This window comes from Saccharothrix mutabilis subsp. mutabilis (assembly GCF_039521145.1).
GTDB lineage: Bacteria > Actinomycetota > Actinomycetes > Mycobacteriales > Pseudonocardiaceae > Actinosynnema > Actinosynnema mutabilis.
Genome location: NZ_BAAABU010000027.1, coordinates 12,602 through 27,975 on the forward strand (window position 1 = coordinate 12,602; position 15,374 = coordinate 27,975).

The 15,374-nt window shown below is 71.9% G+C and carries 21 protein-coding genes; 16 read left to right on the forward strand and 5 right to left on the reverse strand.

Going from position 1 to position 15,374, the window contains the following annotated elements; translation table 11 throughout:
* From ABD126_RS34235 to ABD126_RS34280, 10 genes are all read left to right on the forward strand, one after another.
* On the forward strand, nt 1–1,299 hold the full coding sequence (locus tag ABD126_RS34235; protein WP_425542932.1) for a hemolysin family protein: 1,299 nt from the start codon (nt 1–3) through the stop codon (nt 1,297–1,299).
* The gene (locus ABD126_RS34240; RefSeq protein ID WP_343938934.1) at nt 1,292–1,624 is read left to right on the forward strand and encodes a cytidine deaminase; all 333 of its coding nucleotides are present in this window, start codon (nt 1,292–1,294) and stop codon (nt 1,622–1,624) included. Before ABD126_RS34235 ends, ABD126_RS34240 begins: the two co-directional genes overlap by 8 nt.
* A 2-nt stretch (nt 1,625–1,626) precedes the next feature.
* The gene (locus ABD126_RS34245) at nt 1,627–1,950 is read left to right on the forward strand and encodes a (2Fe-2S) ferredoxin domain-containing protein (RefSeq protein WP_343938936.1); all 324 of its coding nucleotides are present in this window, start codon (nt 1,627–1,629) and stop codon (nt 1,948–1,950) included.
* A 263-nt stretch (nt 1,951–2,213) separates the two neighbouring features.
* The gene (era, locus tag ABD126_RS34250) at nt 2,214–3,110 is read left to right on the forward strand and encodes a GTPase Era (RefSeq protein WP_343938939.1); all 897 of its coding nucleotides are present in this window, start codon (nt 2,214–2,216) and stop codon (nt 3,108–3,110) included.
* Nucleotides 3,110–3,862, forward strand: a complete 753-nt coding sequence (gene recO / locus ABD126_RS34255) for a DNA repair protein RecO (RefSeq protein WP_343938941.1) — start codon at nt 3,110–3,112, stop codon at nt 3,860–3,862. The genes era and recO overlap by 1 nt, the downstream gene beginning before the upstream one ends.
* A gap of 39 nt (nt 3,863–3,901) precedes the next feature.
* A complete protein-coding gene (locus tag ABD126_RS34260) occupies nt 3,902–4,720 on the forward strand; it encodes an isoprenyl transferase (RefSeq protein WP_343938943.1) in 819 nt (272 codons plus the stop codon).
* Nucleotides 4,717–5,145: a YbjN domain-containing protein gene (locus ABD126_RS34265; RefSeq protein ID WP_343938945.1), complete on the forward strand. Its 429-nt coding sequence runs from the start codon at nt 4,717–4,719 to the stop codon at nt 5,143–5,145. The genes ABD126_RS34260 and ABD126_RS34265 overlap by 4 nt, the downstream gene beginning before the upstream one ends.
* On the forward strand, nt 5,145–5,417 hold the full coding sequence (locus ABD126_RS34270) for a hypothetical protein (protein WP_343938947.1): 273 nt from the start codon (nt 5,145–5,147) through the stop codon (nt 5,415–5,417). The genes ABD126_RS34265 and ABD126_RS34270 overlap by 1 nt, the downstream gene beginning before the upstream one ends.
* Nucleotides 5,418–5,460: 43 nt before the next feature.
* Nucleotides 5,461–6,471 carry a permease gene (locus ABD126_RS34275; protein WP_343938948.1) on the forward strand — a complete coding sequence of 337 codons (1,011 nt, stop codon included), beginning with the start codon at nt 5,461–5,463 and terminating at the stop codon, nt 6,469–6,471.
* Between the two features lie 13 nt (nt 6,472–6,484).
* Nucleotides 6,485–7,210: a TIGR03943 family putative permease subunit gene (locus tag ABD126_RS34280; protein ID WP_343938950.1), complete on the forward strand. Its 726-nt coding sequence runs from the start codon at nt 6,485–6,487 to the stop codon at nt 7,208–7,210.
* Between the two features lie 141 nt (nt 7,211–7,351).
* On the opposite strand, the gene ABD126_RS34285 is transcribed toward ABD126_RS34280, so the two are convergent.
* The 3 genes from ABD126_RS34285 to ABD126_RS34295 form a co-directional block, all read right to left on the reverse strand.
* Nucleotides 7,352–7,774: a Fur family transcriptional regulator gene (locus ABD126_RS34285; protein WP_343938952.1), complete on the reverse strand. Its 423-nt coding sequence runs from the start codon at nt 7,772–7,774 to the stop codon at nt 7,352–7,354.
* Nucleotides 7,771–8,139: an ArsR/SmtB family transcription factor gene (locus ABD126_RS34290; protein WP_343939110.1), complete on the reverse strand. Its 369-nt coding sequence runs from the start codon at nt 8,137–8,139 to the stop codon at nt 7,771–7,773. The genes ABD126_RS34285 and ABD126_RS34290 overlap by 4 nt, the downstream gene beginning before the upstream one ends.
* A gap of 70 nt (nt 8,140–8,209) precedes the next feature.
* The gene (locus ABD126_RS34295; protein WP_343938954.1) at nt 8,210–8,473 is read right to left on the reverse strand and encodes a hypothetical protein; all 264 of its coding nucleotides are present in this window, start codon (nt 8,471–8,473) and stop codon (nt 8,210–8,212) included.
* A gap of 26 nt (nt 8,474–8,499) precedes the next feature.
* Between ABD126_RS34295 and ABD126_RS34300 the strand changes: the two genes are divergently transcribed.
* Nucleotides 8,500–8,868 (forward strand): antibiotic biosynthesis monooxygenase family protein, encoded by a 369-nt coding sequence (locus ABD126_RS34300; protein WP_343938956.1) that lies wholly within the window; start codon nt 8,500–8,502, stop codon nt 8,866–8,868.
* Here the strand turns inward: ABD126_RS34300 and ABD126_RS34305 are convergent.
* A complete protein-coding gene (locus tag ABD126_RS34305) occupies nt 8,828–9,676 on the reverse strand; it encodes a tetratricopeptide repeat protein (RefSeq protein ID WP_343938958.1) in 849 nt (282 codons plus the stop codon). The genes ABD126_RS34300 and ABD126_RS34305 overlap by 41 nt on opposite strands.
* A 104-nt stretch (nt 9,677–9,780) precedes the next feature.
* Here ABD126_RS34305 and ABD126_RS34310 point away from each other — a divergent pair, with 104 nt between their 5' ends.
* Nucleotides 9,781–11,166, forward strand: a complete 1,386-nt coding sequence (locus ABD126_RS34310; protein WP_343938960.1) for a glycine--tRNA ligase — start codon at nt 9,781–9,783, stop codon at nt 11,164–11,166.
* Between the two features lie 26 nt (nt 11,167–11,192).
* On the opposite strand, the gene ABD126_RS34315 is transcribed toward ABD126_RS34310, so the two are convergent.
* Nucleotides 11,193–12,119 carry an AraC family transcriptional regulator gene (locus ABD126_RS34315; protein WP_343938962.1) on the reverse strand — a complete coding sequence of 309 codons (927 nt, stop codon included), beginning with the start codon at nt 12,117–12,119 and terminating at the stop codon, nt 11,193–11,195.
* 81 nt (nt 12,120–12,200) lie between these two features.
* On the opposite strand from ABD126_RS34315, the gene ABD126_RS34320 reads away from it, so the two are divergent.
* The 4 genes from ABD126_RS34320 (at nt 12,201) to ABD126_RS34335 (ending at nt 15,222) form a co-directional block, all read left to right on the forward strand.
* Nucleotides 12,201–12,635 (forward strand): anthrone oxygenase family protein, encoded by a 435-nt coding sequence (locus ABD126_RS34320; protein WP_343938965.1) that lies wholly within the window; start codon nt 12,201–12,203, stop codon nt 12,633–12,635.
* 152 nt (nt 12,636–12,787) lie between these two features.
* Nucleotides 12,788–13,132: a hypothetical protein gene (locus tag ABD126_RS34325; RefSeq protein ID WP_343938967.1), complete on the forward strand. Its 345-nt coding sequence runs from the start codon at nt 12,788–12,790 to the stop codon at nt 13,130–13,132.
* 163 nt (nt 13,133–13,295) lie between these two features.
* A complete protein-coding gene (locus ABD126_RS34330) occupies nt 13,296–13,790 on the forward strand; it encodes a carbonic anhydrase (protein ID WP_343938969.1) in 495 nt (164 codons plus the stop codon).
* A gap of 4 nt (nt 13,791–13,794) precedes the next feature.
* On the forward strand, nt 13,795–15,222 hold the full coding sequence (locus tag ABD126_RS34335; protein WP_343938971.1) for a SulP family inorganic anion transporter: 1,428 nt from the start codon (nt 13,795–13,797) through the stop codon (nt 15,220–15,222).
* Nucleotides 15,223–15,374 lie beyond the last annotated feature (152 nt).

The following is a 15,374-nucleotide window of genomic DNA, read 5'->3' on the forward strand; positions in this document are numbered from 1 at the left end:
ATCGGGGACTCCACCAGCCTCATCGTCCTGGCCGTGGCGCTGGTGCTGGCGGCGGGCGCGTTCGCGGGTGCCGACGCGGCGCTGGGCACGGTGTCGCGGGCGCGCGTCGAGGCGTTGCAGCGGCAGGGCCGGGCGGGCGCGCGGCAGTTGATCCAGGTGCTGGCCGACCGGCCGCGCCACGTCAACCTGCTGCTCCTGCTGCGGCTGGGCTGCGAGCTGTCGGCGACCGTGCTGGTCACGGTCGTGTGCCTGCGGCTGGTCGACACCGGCTGGGTGGCCGTGCTGGTCGCCGGGCTGAGCATGCTGGTCGTGTCGTACGTGCTGGTCGGCGTCGGCCCGCGGACCCTGGGCCGGCAGCACCCGTACGCGGTGAGCCTCATCGCGGCGGCGCCGATCCGGGTGCTCGGGCGGGTGCTGGGGCCGTTGTCGCGGTTGCTGATCCTGGTCGGCAACGCGATCACGCCGGGCAAGGGCTTCCGCGAGGGGCCGTTCTCCTCCGAGGTCGAGCTGCGCGAGCTGGTCGACATGGCGCAGGAGCGCGGCGTCGTGGACGAGGGCGAGCGCGAGATGATCCACTCGGTGTTCGAGCTGGGTGACACCATCGCGCGCGAGGTGATGGTGCCGCGCACGGAGATCGTGTGGATCGAGCAGACGAAGTCGGTGCGGCAGGCGCTGGCGCTGTCGTTGCGGACGGGGTACACGCGGGTGCCGGTGATCGGTGGGAGCGTGGACGACATCGTCGGCGTGGTGAACCTGAAGGACCTGGTGCGGCGGACGTTGGCCGAGCAGCCGAACGGCACGGTCGTGGCGGACGTGATGAAGCCGGCGTCGTTCATCCCGGACTCGAAGCCGATCGCGGACCTGCTGCGGGAGATGCAGCTGTCGCGCAACCACCTGGCGATCGTGGTGGACGAGTACGGCGGCACGGCGGGCCTGCTGACGATCGAGGACATCCTGGAGGAGATCGTCGGCGAGATCACCGACGAGTCCGACACCGACGACCGGCCGCCGGTGGAGCACCTGACCGACGGGTCGGTGCGGGTGAGCGCGCGGCTGCCGGTGGACGACCTGGACGCGTTGTTCGGCACCGAGCTGGACGACCACGAGGTGGAGACCGTGGGCGGGTTGCTGGCGCAGCGGCTGGGCCGGGTGCCGCTGCCCGGCACGGAGGCGGAGATCGCGGGCCTGCGGATGCGGGCCGAGGGCGGCAAGGACGAACGCGGGCGGATGCGCATCACGACGGTGCTGGTCCGCCAGGTGGCAGGCGCTGACGACGACGAGGGGACCCCAGGTGAGTGAGCTAGACCCCGAGGACCAGAAGATCATCACCCTGGCGAGGTCGGCCCGCGCCCGGACGGGTGCTCTGGAGGGGGCCGCGGTCCGCGACACCGACGGCCGGACCTACGCCGCGACGACGGTGGCCCTGCCGTCCCTGCGGCTCACGGCGTTGCAGGCGGCGGTGGCGGCGGCGGTGTCCAGCGGCGCCGAGGGCCTGGAGGCGGCGGCCGTGGTGACGGCGTCCGACGCGGTGGACGAGGCTTCGGTGGCGGCCGTCCGCGACCTGACCGCGTCGGCCCCGGTCCTGCGCGCCGACGCGTCGGGCGCCCTGGTGGAGACAGTCTGACGGTGACCAACTACGTCACGGTGTGCCGCGGCTGCTGCTGCGGCACCACCAAGAAGCACCCGGACTACGACCACGAGGCGCAGCTTGAGCGGTTGCGCGAGGTGGCGGCCCAGTCGGGCGGCACGGTCCGCCTGCGCACCGCCGACTGCCTGGACGCGTGCGAGAACTCGAACGTGATCGTGGTGAAGCCGGCCGGGGCGAAGCCGGTGTGGCTGGGCTTCGTCCTGCACGACGCGATCATGGACGACCTGGAGAAGTGGCTGCGCGACGGCGGCCCCATGCCGAAGGTGCTGGAGCTGAACCGGATCACGCCGCCCAAGCCGTAGCCGGGGCGACATGATCGACAGGGCCGACTCCACCGCCGGCCGGTGAGCGAGCCGACCGGGGACCGGCCCCTCCACGACCACGCCCTCCGCCTGTGCACTTCGGGACCTCGACGCCGATCCAGCCGTTTTGGCAGCGTGGGCGGCCGGGACGTGCGCGACTGGCTACCTGGCCGTGCTCGACCGCGACGAGTGGTGCGCGGTCGCGTCCGGCCGTGGGTGAGGGTTGGCGCGGCGGGCCGGCGGGGCACAGGGACAATGGAGGGATGGATGGTTACCGCTCCGGGTTCGCGTGCTTCGTCGGCCGGCCCAACGCAGGGAAGTCGACGCTGACCAACGCGCTGGTGGGGACCAAGGTCGCGATCACCTCCAGCAAACCCCAGACGACCCGGCACACCATCCGGGGCATCGTGCACCGCGAGGACGGCCAGCTCGTGCTGGTCGACACCCCCGGGCTGCACCGCCCCCGGACGCTGCTCGGCCAGCGCCTCAACGACCTGGTCCGCGAGACCTGGTCCGAGGTGGACGTCGTCGGGTTCTGCGTCCCGGCCGACCAGAAGGTGGGGCCCGGCGACAAGTTCATCGCCGCGGAACTCCAAAAGATCGCCAAGCGCACCCCGGTCATCGGGATCGTCACCAAGACCGACCTGGTCAGCCAGCAGCAAACAGCCGAGCAGCTCCTCGCCCTCCAGAACGTGATGGAGTTCGCCGACCTCATCCCGGTCTCCGCGCAGAGCGGCTACCAGGTGGACGCCCTCGCCGAGCTGCTCGTGGGCAAGCTCCCCGAGGGCCCGCCGCTCTACCCGGACGGCGAGCTGACCGACGAGCCGGAGCAGACGCTGGTCGCCGAGCTGATCCGCGAGGCCGCGCTGGAGGGCGTGCGGGACGAGCTGCCGCACTCCATCGCGGTCGTGGTGGAGGAGATGCTGCCCCGCGAGGGGCGGGACGACCTGGTGGACATCCACGCCAACGTGTTCGTGGAGCGCCCCAGCCAGAAGGCGATCATCCTGGGCCACCGGGGCGAGCGCCTGAAGCAGGTCGGCATCACCTCGCGCCGGCACATCGAGAAGCTGCTGGGCACCCGCGTGTACCTGGACCTGCACATCAAGATCGCCAAGGACTGGCAGCGCGACCCGAAGCAGCTCCGTAGACTCGGGTTCTGATGGCCAACCTGTACCGGGACACGGGCGTGGTCCTCCGGGTGCAGAAGCTCGGCGAGGCGGACCGGATCATCACCCTGCTCACCCAGAAGCACGGCAAGGTGCGCGCGGTCGCCAAGGGCGTGCGGCGGACGTCGTCGCGGTTCGGGGCGCGGCTGGAGCCCTTCGGCCACGTGGACGTGCAGTTCTACCCGGGCCGGTCGCTGGACGTGGTGACCCAGGTGCAGACCCTCGACGCCTTCCACGTGGACCTGGTGGACGACTACCAGCGGTACACGGCGGCGTGCGCGGTGCTGGAGACCGCCGACCGGCTCACCGCCGAGGAGGGCGAACCGGTCCTGCGGCTGTACCTGCTGGTCACCGGTGCTCTCCGGGCACTCGCGGCCAAGGAGCGCGACCCGTCGCTGATCCTGGACGCGTTCCTCATGCGGGCGATGGCGTTCGCGGGTTGGGCACCGGCCGTGCACGAGTGCGCCCGCTGCGGCGACCCCGGCCCGCACCGCGCGTTCAACGTGCACGCGGGCGGGCTGGTGTGCCACAACTGCCGCCCGCCGGGCAGCGCCCAGCCCAACCAGGACACCCTCCGCCTGCTCGGCGCGCTGCTGCACGGTGAGTGGGACGTCGTGGACGGCATCCCGCACGGGCCGCGCCGCGAGGCCAGCGGCCTGGTCGCCGCGCACCTCCAGTGGCATCTGGAGCGGCAGTTGCGCTCGCTGCCGTTGGTCGAGCGCAAGGCCCCGCTGGCGGACGGATAGCCTGCCGCAGTCCCCACCCAGACCCCGAGAGGACCCTCCATGCTCCGCCGACGGCGGGTCGAACGCGTCCAGCGCGTTCCCAAGCCACCGGAACCGCACCCCTCCGGCGCCACGCCGCCCGCGATCCCGGCCGAGTTCGTGCCCCAGCACATCGCGATCGTCATGGACGGCAACGGGCGCTGGGCCAACCAGCGCGGCCTGTCCCGCATCGAGGGGCACAAGCGCGGCGAGGCCGTCGTGGTCGAGGCCGCCAAGGGCGCCATCGAGATGGGCGTGAAGTGGCTGTCGCTGTACGCGTTCTCCACGGAGAACTGGCGGCGCAGCCCCGAGGAGGTCCGCTTCCTCATGGGCTTCAGCCGCGACGTCATCCGCCACCGCACCGACGAGCTGGACGAGCTCGGCGTCCGGGTGCGCTGGGCGGGCCGCCGGCCGCGGCTGTGGCGCAGCGTCATCAAGGAGCTGGAGGTCGCCGAGGAGCGCACGAAGGACAACGACGTGCTCAACCTCGCGATGTGCATCAACTACGGCGGCCGGGCCGAGATCGGCGACGCGGCCCGCGAGATCGCGCGGCTCGCGGCGGCGGGCAAGCTCAACCCGGAGAAGGTGGACGAGCGGACCATCAACCGGTTCCTGTACCAGCCGGAGATGCCGGACGTGGACCTGTTCATCCGCCCGTCGGGCGAGCAGCGCACGTCGAACTTCCTGCTGTGGCAGTCGGCGTACGCGGAACTGGTGTTCCAGGACATCCTGTGGCCCGACTTCGACCGCCGGGACATGTGGAACGCGTGCGAGGCGTTCGCCCGGCGCGACCGCCGCTTCGGCGGCGCGGTGGACAAGCCCGAAGAGGAGACGCCGTGACCGACGAGGACGCCGCCGTGACGGCGGAGCTGCTCACGAGCGCCCGCGCGGCGCTGGAGCTGTTCCACGAGGTGCACGTGGACGACGACGGCGCGTTGAGCTTCCGGCACGGCGACGTGCCGTGCGCGGTGCAGGCGATGCGGCTGGCCGAGGGCCTGACCGTGCTCAGCCTGACCTGCGTCGTCGCGTGGGACCTGCCCGAGAACCGCGACCTGGCCGTGTCGGCCGCCGAACGGGCCGGTCAGGGCCTGTTCGGCACGCTCGGCGTGGTGCACACCGAGCGCGGGATGGACGTGACCCTGCGGTACGCGTTCCCCGCGGAAGGACTCAAACCCGAACCGCTGAGCACCCTGCTCATGCTGGTCGTGTCGACGGCGTCCCAGCTGCGCGCGGAGCTGCTGGCGAGCGCGGAGGGCGGTGCCTGATGGGCGGCGTGATGGTGTACGAGCCGGACGACGATTCCGAGGTCGAGGGCCTGCCCTGGGCGATCACGTTCGAGGCGTCCGCGGGCGAGGAGTGGGCGTCGTTCGTGTGCGGCCCGTACGAGCGGGACGAGGCCGTGGCGCTGGCCGAGGAGGTCGTCGCCGAGGGTCGTGGCGTGTCGGCCGTGGTCGAGCCGCTGCTGCCGGTCCAGTCGGCGATGGACGTGCTCTCGACCATCGCCGAACTCCGGGAGGATGTCGAAAACCCGACGTAGGTGGGGTTCGGCGGCGCGGGGTGTTCCTGGCATCATCTCGGAAGTGACAATCACTGGCGAGATCCGGGGATCGCGCCCGCGCCGCACCCCGCCGAAGCTGCGCGTCACCTCGCTTGAGGTGCTCTGCGTGGTGCTCGTGGTGGCCCTGGTGTTCCAGGACTGGCTGGTGTCCGCTTTGGACGCGCCGGTCCTGCGCACGGCCTCCACGGTGTTCGTCGCGGTGTGCGTGCAGGCCCTGCCGTTCCTCGTGCTCGGCGTGCTCATCAGCGGCGCGATCGCGGCCTTCGTGCCCGCGTCGGCCCTGCGGCGGCTGCTGCCGCGCAAGACCGCGCTGGCCGTGCCGGTCGCCGGTGTGGCGGGCGTGGCGCTGCCGGGCTGCGAGTGCGCGTCGGTGCCGGTGGCGCGCCGGTTGATGCAGCAGGGCGTGGCCCCGGCGGTCGCCCTGTCGTTCCTGCTCGCGGCCCCGGCGGTGAACCCGATCGTGCTGGTCTCGACGGCCGTGGCGTTCCGCGACGCGCCGTTGATGGTGCCCGCCCGGTTCCTGGGCTCGCTGCTGACCGCCGTGGTCATGGGGTGGCTGTGGGTGCGCTTCGGCAAGGCCGAGTGGATCGCGGAACGCGCGCTGCGGCGGTTGCCGGACCGCGACGGCACGTCCCGCTGGGTGGTCTTCGCCGAGACCGCGCGGCACGACCTGGTCGAGGCAGGCGGGTTCCTGGTGCTCGGCGGCGTGTTCGCGGCGGCGTTCAACGTGCTGGTGCCTTCGGAGTGGATGGAGACGCTGGGCGCGCAGCTCGTGCTCGGCGTGCTGGTGATGGCGTTGCTGGCCGTGGTGCTGGCGCTGTGCAGCGAGGCGGACGCGTTCGTCGCGGTGTCGATGTCGGCGTTGCCGCTGCTGCCGAGGCTGGTCTTCCTGGTCGTCGGGCCGGCGGTGGACGTGAAGCTCATCGCGTTGCAGGCGGGCACGTTCGGTCGGGGGTTCGCGGCGCGGTTCGCGCCGGTGACGTTCGTGGTGGCGATTGCGAGCGCGTTGGCGGCGGGAGCGGTGTTCCTATGAGGCGGGTAACGCTATGAGGCGGGAAACGCAGAACATCCTGTTGGTGTTGCTGGGCGGGGCGCTGTTGAAGCTCGCTTTGAGCGGCACTTACCTGCGGTACGTCAAGGAGTCGCTGCAACCGTGGCTGATCGGCACGGGTGCGGTGATGATCCTGCTGGCGGTGGTGTCCATCGCCCGTGACCTTCGCGCCGGTCGGGAAGCACCCGAACACGAATCCCACGGCCACGAGGGTCATGAGCACGGCTCGTCCCGCAGCCCGTGGATGCTCCTTCTGCCGGTACTGGCGGTCTTCCTGATCAGCCCACCCGCGTTGGGTGCGGACACGGTGAACCGGTCGGATCGGAATGCGGCGCAGGAGTCGAAGGCGAGCAACGGCTTCGCACCCCTGCCGTCGGACGAGGTCGTGCCCCTGACCATCGGCGAGTTCGTCACCCGCACGGCCTGGGACGACTCCGGTTCACTGAACGACCGGACGGTGCGCCTGACCGGGTTCGTCGTTCGGAAGGAAAGCAACGTCTACCTTGCGCGGCTGACCATCTCGTGCTGTGCGGCGGACGCGGCTCCGGTGAAGACGTTGATGGTCGGGCAGGACTTCTCCGGGTTGCCGGACGACCAGTGGATCGAGGCGACCGGTCGGGTCGTGCCCGGGTCGGCGACCAAGGAGACTGCCTACGTGCCGACCCTCACGGTCAGCGCCGTCCAGCCGATCACTCCCCCGGAGGACACCTACGAGGGCTGACTTCGAGCGTTGCTTCGCTCTCAAGCGGTCGCGCTGGCGCGCTCTAAAGCTAAAGCGGCTGAGGAGGCCTCCAGTGGGGGGAAGGCCCCTTGTGGCTGGTAGCTCAGCCGCCGCTGCGCGGCGAAGGGCCTTGCTTGTGGGTCAGGGCTTGGTGGAGCAGTCCGCGCAGGTGCCGAAGATCTCGACTGTGTGGCTTACCTCGGAGAAGCCGTTCTCCGCGGCCACCCGGTCGGCCCACTTCTCCACCGCCGGGCCCTCCACCTCGACCGTCCGGCCGCACGAGCGGCACACCAGGTGATGGTGGTGGTGGGCCGAGCAGCGGCGGTAGATGGCCTCGCCCGAGTCGGTGCGCAGGACGTCCACCTCGCCGGCGTCGGCCAGCGACTGCAGCGTCCGGTAGACGGTGGTCAGGCCGATGCCCTCGCCGCGCTTGCGCAGTTCCTCGTGCAGCTCCTGGGCCGAGCGGAACTCTGCCAGCGAGTCGAGCAGCTTGGACACCGCGGTCCGCTGCTTGGTGGACCGCAACCCCGGCACGTTCGTGTTGGGGCGCTCGCTCGTCGTCACAGTTCCTCCGTCCCGAGTGCTCCTGAGTTGATACCACGCGGCCCCTCGTCGACATGGGCCACGGCGTCCACGACGATGTGCGCCAGGTGCTCGTCGACCAACCGGTAGACGACCTCGCGGCCGTGGCGTTCCCCGTGGACGACCCCGGCGGCCTTGAGCACCCGCAGGTGCTGGCTGATCAGCGGCTGGGCGACGCCGAGGGCCTCGACCAGTTCGTGCACGCACCGGTCCGCCTCGCGCAGTTGCAGCACGATCGCGATGCGCACCGGGGCGGCCAGGGCGCGCAGCAGGTCACCGGCGGCGGACAGGGTGTGCGCGGGCTTGTTGGGGACCGGTTGGGCCGCGCCGCGCGTGGGGGAGTGCACGTGCTCGCTCCGCACTTCGACCGTCACGGCGCCTCCCACGTGGTATGGATTTTCACCACCAATACTACGGTCAGAGCACCGACAGGGTGACGAGCACGAGCACCGCGAGCACCAGGACGCGCAGCACGCGGGCGCTGGGCTCCAGGTAGCGCCAGGTCACGGCCAGCAACGCCGCCACGCCGGCCACGAGCACCCCGAGCAGCGCCGCGCCCACCGGCCCGCGCACCCACACACCGGCCCCGAACAGGGCCAGGACCAGCAGGAACACCGCCGGCGCGGGCACCTTCGCCAACGGGCCGCGGCCGGGGATCAGGGTCCGCTTGAAATCCGCCACCGTGGCATCCTTGCACCGTGTTGCTCGTGTGCAGGTTCACCGTCCCCGAAACCGACGTGCCGGCGTTCACCGAGCGCGCCACCAGGGCCCTGGAGCTGCTCACCGCGCAGCCGGGCTGCCGGGGCGGGCAGGTGGGCCGGGCGTTGGACGAGCCGGACCTGTTCGTGCTGACCGTCGCGTTCGACTCGGTCGTGGCCTACCGGCGGTCGCTGTCGCCGTTCGAGGTGCGCGAGCACGTCGTGCCGTTGCTGTCCGAGGCCGTCGCCGAACCGGCCGCGTTCGAGCCCCTGCTCGTCGCCGACGACGGGTCCGTCGAGGTCAGGACCAGTTTGCTGGCCTCGGACGCGGGCACGGTCAGGCTGGGAGAGGCGGCGGGGCCGGCGGTGCCGCGCTAGCCAGCTCGTGCAGCCGTTCGACCCGGTCGGGCGGCTGGTGGGCGTCGAGCAGCTCCAACGCCTTGGTCGCCTGCTCGGCGGCTTCGGCGTGCCACCCCATCGCCGCGTAGTCCTCGGCCAGCTCCTCGTGGAACCAGCCGTCCGGCGGGCTGACGGCGATGGCGTGCCCCATCAGCTCGGCGGCCTCGGCGGGGCGGCCCAGCGCGCGCAGCGTCTTGGCCACGGCGTACCGGGCGATCTCGACCTCGTGGACCTCGTCGGAGGTCTCCTCGCGCGCCGCCAGGGCGACCCGGAACGCCTCCAGCGCCTCCTCGAACCGGCCCGCCTCGTAGTGCGCCCAGCCCAGGTTGTTCAGCAGCGGACCGACCCAGTAGCGGGCCTGCGGGTCGTCGGAGGCCGACGCGATCTCCACGCCCCGCGCGGTCCACTCCTCGACGTTGTCCACCAGGGCCGCCATGTGCGCGGCGTCGGCGGCCAGGAACGCCTCGCCCAGGTGCGAGGCCAGCACGAACGCCGCCACGAACAGCGGCAGCGCCTCCTCCGGCGCGCCCGCCGAGCGCAGCAGCCGGCCGCGTTCGAGGAACACCCGCACCCGGCCCGCCGAGTCCGGCGCGGCCAGCGCCTCCGCCTCGGCCAGCAGTTGCTGCCCGGCCGCGGTGTCGCCGCGCAGGCCCTCGACCCGCGCGAGCTGGGTCAGCACCTCGGCCCGCTCCGCGTCGGCCACCGGCTCCGCCAGGCGGGCGCGGAACCGCGCCTCGGTGCCCGACAGGTCGGCGAAGTCCCACATCACGCGCAACTCGTCCGCCACCCGCGCAGCGTAGGCACAGGTGGGGCCCGGTCGCCCGATGGGGCGCGCGGACCGGGGACTAGGCTGGCAAGCCCCGATTGTCCCGCCCCTTCGATGGAGTGTCCGTGGCAGCCGATCGCATCGAGACCGTCGTCAGCCTGTGCAAGCGCCGCGGGTTCGTGTACCCGTGCGGCGAGATCTACGGCGGCACCAGGTCGGCATGGGACTACGGCCCGCTGGGCGTGGAGCTGAAGGACAACATCAAGCGGCAGTGGTGGAACACCGTCGTGCGGGGCCGCGAGGACGTCGTGGGCCTGGACTCGTCGGTGATCCTGCCGCGCGAGGTGTGGGTGGCCTCCGGGCACGTCGAGGCGTTCGTGGACCCGCTGATCGAGTGCAACTCGTGCCACAAGCGGTTCCGCCAGGACACCCTGGTCGAGGAGTACGCCGAGCGCACCGGCAAACAGGTCGCCGAGGGCGACGTCTCCGACGTGCCGTGCCCGAACTGCGGCAACCGCGGCCAGTACACCGAGCCGAAGATGTTCAACGGCCTGCTCAAGACCCACCTCGGCCCGGTGGAGACCGAGGAGGGCCTGCACTACCTGCGCCCGGAGACCGCGCAGGGCATCTTCACCAACTTCCTCAACGTGCAGACCACGTCCCGGCGCAAGCCGCCGTTCGGCATCGGCCAGATCGGCAAGAGCTTCCGCAACGAGATCACGCCGGGCAACTTCATCTTCCGCACGCGCGAGTTCGAGCAGATGGAGATGGAGTTCTTCGTCGAGCCGGGCACCGACGAGGAATGGCACCAGTACTGGATCGACGAGCGCACCCGCTGGTACACCGACCTGGGCATCTCCAAGGAGAACCTGCGGCACTACGAGCACCCGGCGGAGAAGCTGTCGCACTACTCGAAGCGCACGGTCGACATCGAGTACCGCTTCCAGTTCGGCGGCCAGGAGTGGGGCGAGCTGGAGGGCATCGCCAACCGCACCGACTACGACCTGGCGACCCACTCGAACCACTCGGGTGTGGACCTGTCGTACTTCGACCAGGCGACGAACTCCCGCTACCGGCCGTTCGTCATCGAGCCGGCAGCGGGCGTGGGCCGGCCGATGATGGCCTTCCTGCTGGAGGCCTACACCGAGGACGAGGCCCCCAACGCCAAGGGCGGCGTGGACAAGCGGGTGATGCTGCGCCTGGACCGCCGCCTGGCCCCGGTGAAGGCGGCGGTGCTGCCGCTGTCGCGCAACGCCGAGCTGTCCCCGAAGGCGAAGGACCTGGCGCAGGCGCTGCGCAAGCACTGGAACGTGGAGTTCGACGACGCCGGCGCGATCGGGCGGCGCTACCGGCGGCAGGACGAGATCGGGACGCCGTTCTGCGTGACGGTCGACTTCGACACCCTGACCGACCACGCGGTGACGGTGCGGGAGCGGGACACGATGTCGCAGGAACGGGTGTCGATGGACCAGCTGGAGTCCTACCTGGCGGCCCGCCTGATCGGCTGCTGACCGGCCGCCCGCGGGGCGGTCGGGAGTCAGGCGGTGGCGCGGTATTCGGAAGGGCTGATGCCGCGCACCCGTTTGAACGCCGTGCTCAGCGCGAAAGCGGTGCTGTAGCCGACCTGTCGCGCCACCGACGCCACGGTTGCCGACGGCTCGCGCAGCAGGTCGGCCGCCAGGGTGAGCCGCCAGTCGGTCAAGTAGGACATCGGCGGCTCGCCGACCAGCTCCGTGAACCGCCGCGCCAACGCCGCCCGCGACACCCCGGCCGCCCGCGCCAACGACTCCACGGTCCACTGCCGCGCCGGGTCGGCGTGCAGCAGGCGCAGCGCACGGCCCACCACCGGGTCGGAGTGGGCGCGGTACCAGCCGGGTGTGTCGGCCTCCGGGCGGCACAGCCAGGTGCGGAGCACCGAGATCAGGAGCAGGTCCAGCAGGCGGTCCAGCACCGCTTCCTGGCCCGGTTCGTCGCGGGCCACCTCCGCGCACAGCAGCGGCACCAGGGGCAGGTCCGTCGCGGGCACCACCAGCAGCGGCGGCAGGATGGACAGCAGTCGGCGGCTCACCTCGCCGTCCAACTGGTACGTGCCCGACAGCAGCACCACCGACCCGTCGGGGTTGCCGCCCCACGTCCGCACGCCCAGGTTCCACTGCTCGCACAGCCGCGCGCCGTCGGGCGTGGTGCTGATCTCTCCCGGGTGGACGACCGCCTGCGGCGGCGTGCCCGGGTCGCCGGCCAGCGCGTACGGGTCCGGTCCGCGCATCACCGCCACGTCGCCCTCGCCGAACGGCACCGGCTCGCCGCCGTCGGGCAGCACGTACCCCGAGCCGCGCACGAAGGCGACCACGGACAGCGGCGCGCGGTCCTCGATGCGCAGGCACCACGGCGGGTCCAGCACGGTGCGCAGGATGAACGCCCCGCGCGCCCGGGGCCCGTCCAGGAGTCCGGCTAGTGCGTCCACCCGCCCAGCGTAGACGGACGGACATGGATCGGAGCCGATAAGCGATGGAAAGTCTCACCCCGGTCCACTTGACTGTCGTTCATGTTCACTTTGACGATCATCGCGGCCGTGGGCTGCGGCCTCATGGCAGGCGTGTTCTTCGCGTTTTCGGCGATGGTCATGCCCGGTCTGCGCCGGGCGGCCCCGGCCGAAGGGCTCGCGGCGATGCGGGCGATCAACACCGCCGTCGTCAACCCCGTTTTCCTCACCGCGTTCCTCGGCACGGCGGCGGTGTCGGTCGCGGCGGCGTTCGGCGGCACGGTCGCCGGCTGGGTGGGCGCGGCTCTCTACGTGCTCGGCGGCATCGTGCTCACCGCCGCTTACCACGTGCCGCGCAACAACGCGCTCGAACAGCACGGCACGACGCAGTATTGGGCGCGATACCTCAAGGAATGGGTGCCGGTGAACCACGTCCGCGCGATCACCTGCGTGGGTGCCGCCGTCGCGTTCACCATCGCCGCGACGCAGCTCCAGTGACCGTCACGCTGAGTAGTTTTCATATTCGCGAATGACCTGCGTCACGGTCATAAGAGTGAATGTCCTGCTCTAGCTGACGAAGCCCCACCGCCATTAACGCGCATGTCACCCCGCGCTGTGAAACTGGTAGCAGCGACTCATCGGGGGGTGTCATGAAGCGTGTCGCGGTCTTCGCCGCACTGCTGGCGCTCCTCGCCGTCCTCACCCCGTCGCCGACCGGGCCGGTCCACCACGTCGTGGCCGGGCTCCAACCCGTCACGGCCCTGCCCGCCCCGTCCGAGGAGGACCCCAACCGCGAGTGCCGGTCGGCTCCCGAGCCCCGCACCTGCGCGTCCTCCGGCCACCGGTCCGGCGCCGCGCAGCGCCCGAACCCGCCGGACCGCGTGCCCACCGGTCGCACGCCCGTCAACCTCGCCCGCCCGGCGCCGCGCGCCGACGCGCCCGACCACCTGCACACCCGGCTGACACCGCCGGTCCTCCAGGTGTTCCGGAACTGATCCCACCGCTTCCCAGCGCACGCACAACCGCATCCCAAGCCACTACTGACCTGTGAGGATTCCCGTGGAATTCCGTCACCTAGTTCAGCACGCCCGGACGCATGCGCAGCGGCGGTCCCCGGAAACGGGGCGCAGGCTCGCGGCCGGCCAATCACCGACCGCTTTGTTCATCACCTGCGCGGATTCGCGCATCGTCCCGTCCGCCATCACCGGGGCCGAACCGGGCAGCCTGTTCGAGCTGCGCACGGCGGGCAACGTCATCCCCGCCTTCGACCCGCGCACCGCGTCCGCGGAGATGGCCACCGTCGAATTCGCCGTGGTGCAACTCGGCGTTTCCGAAATCGTCGTGTGCGGCCACTCGCACTGCGGCGCGGTCGACGCGCTGCACGGCGACCGGCAGGCCCTGACGCACCTGCCCAGCATGGTGCGCTGGCTCGCCGCGCACGCCCCGTTCCGCACGGGACGGCCCACGCCGGGCCTGCGCGAGGAGGGCCGCCGCCACGTGCTGGCCCAACTGCGCAATCTGGAGGACTACCCGTTCGTGCGGGACCGGCTCGTCGCCGGCGACCTGCGCACGCACGGCTGGTTCTACGACATCGAGACGGGCGAGGTCTCCGCGTGCGGCGCCGACGGCCTCCTGCCACTCAGGAGCACGTGACGTGATGATCATGCACACGAACCGGCGCACGTCCTCCTACTGGCCCGACATCGGCGCTTCGCTGGTCGTCTTCCTCGTGGCGCTGCCGCTGTGCGTCGGCGTCGCCGTCGCCTCCGGCGTCCCGGCCGAGCTGGGCATCGTCACCGGCGTGGTCGGCGGCATCGTCGTCGGCCTGCTGCCCGGCAGCTCGTTGCAGGTCAGCGGTCCGGCCGCGGGCCTGACCGTGCTGGTCGCCGACACGGTGGCCGCGCACGGCCTCGCCGCGCTGGGCCTGATCGTCCTGGGCGCGGGGCTGTTGCAGGTCGTCATGGGCCTGCTGCGGCTCGGGCGCTGGTTCCGCGCCATCTCGCCCGCCGTGGTGCAGGGCATGCTCGCGGGCATCGGCCTGGTGCTGGTGCTCGGCCAGCTCTACCCGTTCGCGGGCGCGGCGGCGCCGGTGAGCACGGCCGAGAAGTTCGCCGGGCTGCCGGGGTTGTTACTGGCCGCCAGTCCGTACGCCGTGGCGTTGGGCGTGCTCACGCTGGTGGTGGCCGCGTTGTGGCAGCGGACCCGGTTCCGCAAGGTGCCCGGCGTGCTGGTGGCCGTGGTCGTGGCCAGCGCCGTCGGCCTGCTGCTGCCCTTGCCGCGCATCCAGGTCGGCTCGCTGTCCGACGTGGTCCGGGCGGTCGACTTCTCGCTGTTCGACACGGGCGTGCTCGGCGCGATGGTGACCTTCGCGCTGGTCGCGTCGGCGGAGAGCCTGTTCAGCGCGGCGGCCGTCGACCGCATGCACAACGGGCCGCGGACGCAGTACAACCGCGAACTCGTCGCGCAGGGCGTGGGCAACACGGTGTGCGGCCTGCTGGGCGCGCTGCCCATGACGGCCGTGATCGTGCGCAGCTCGGCCAACGTCCGGGCGGGCGCGCGGACCAAGGCGTCCCGCGTGCTGCACGGCGTGTGGCTGCTGCTGTTCGCGGTGGCGCTGCCGGGCGTGCTGTCGTTCGTGCCGGTGGCGGTGCTCGCGGCGATCCTGCTGCAGGCGGGCTGGAAACTGCTCGAACCCCGCCGGGTGCTGGCCCTGGCCCGCACCGACCGCGCCGAGGCCGCCGTCCTCGTCCTGACCGCGGGGCTGATCGTGGTGACCGACCTGCTGACCGGCACCCTCGCCGGCCTGCTGGCGGCCGTGGTGAAGACGGCGTGGGACGTGTCCCGCCTGACCGTCACCGTCACCCCGGACGGCCAGGACCACGAGCACGTGGAACTGCGCGGCAACGCGACGTTCCTGCGCCTGCCCCGCCTGCTGGACACCCTGGAGGCCCTGCCGCCGGCCAAGCACGTGCGGGTGGACCTCAGCGGCCTGCGCCACCTCGACCAGGCCTGCCGCCAGGCCATCGAGCAGTGGGCCGACAGCCACCGCACCGCCGGCCGCACGGTGGACCTGATCAGGCTGTGACACCGAGGAGACGCCAGTCCCGGGCCCGCCGCCCCGGGACTCACCCCGCCCGGGCCCGCCGCCCGGGGGACTCACCCGCCCGGGCCCGCCGCCCCGGGACTGACCCCGCCCTGGGTTTCGCCGCCCGGGGACTCACCCGCCCGGGCCCGCCG